This is a genomic window from Caballeronia sp. M23-90, assembly GCF_053574605.1.
The window spans coordinates 1-1,077 of sequence record NZ_JBSIPA010000872.1; the positions used below are offsets into that span (position 1 = coordinate 1).

Genomic DNA, 1,077 nt, shown 5'->3' on the forward strand with positions numbered 1-1,077 from the left:
AAGGGGTGACGGCGTACCTTTTGTATAATGGGTCAGCGACTTACGTTCAGTAGCAAGCTTAACTGATTAAGGCAGGCGTAGCGAAAGCGAGTCCGAATAGGGCGTTCAGTTGCTGGGCGTAGACCCGAAACCAAGTGATCTATCCATGGCCAGGTTGAAGGTGCGGTAACACGTACTGGAGGACCGAACCCACTAATGTTGAAAAATTAGGGGATGAGCTGTGGATAGGGGTGAAAGGCTAAACAAACTTGGAAATAGCTGGTTCTCTCCGAAAACTATTTAGGTAGTGCCTCGTGTATCACCTTCGGGGGTAGAGCACTGTCATGGTTGTGGGGTCCATTGCGGATTACTACGCCATAGCAAACTCCGAATACCGAAGAGTGCAATCACGGGAGACAGACATCGGGTGCTAACGTCCGGTGTCAAGAGGGAAACAACCCAGACCGCCAGCTAAGGTCCCCAAATATTGCTAAGTGGGAAACGAAGTGGGAAGGCTAAAACAGTCAGGAGGTTGGCTTAGAAGCAGCCACCCTTTAAAGAAAGCGTAATAGCTCACTGATCGAGTCGTCCTGCGCGGAAGATGTAACGGGGCTAAGCAATATACCGAAGCTGCGGATGCGAGATTTATCTCGCATGGTAGGAGAGCGTTCCGTAAGCCTGTGAAGGTGCATTGAAAAGTGTGCTGGAGGTATCGGAAGTGCGAATGCTGACATGAGTAGCGATAAAGGGGGTGAAAAGCCCCCTCGCCGTAAGCCCAAGGTTTCCTACGCAACGTTCATCGGCGTAGGGTGAGTCGGCCCCTAAGGCGAGGCAGAAATGCGTAGCTGATGGGAAGCAGGTTAATATTCCTGCACCATTGTTAAATGCGATGGGGGGACGGATCGCGGAAGGTTGTCCGGGTGTTGGAAGTCCCGGTCCTTGTATTGGAGAAGGCGCTTAGGCAAATCCGGGCGCGGAATTCAAGGGTACGAGGCCATTCACTTAGGTGAAGAAGCAATCGGAAGTGGTTCCAAGAAAAGCCTCTAAGCTTCAGTTTAACAAGACCGTACCGCAAACCGACACAGGTGGGCGAGATGA

At 51.6% G+C, this 1,077-nt stretch carries 1 rRNA gene; it reads left to right on the forward strand.

Annotated elements, in window-relative coordinates:
* Positions 1–1,077 (forward strand): 23S ribosomal RNA (locus ACRXB1_RS36630); the annotation flags it as partial.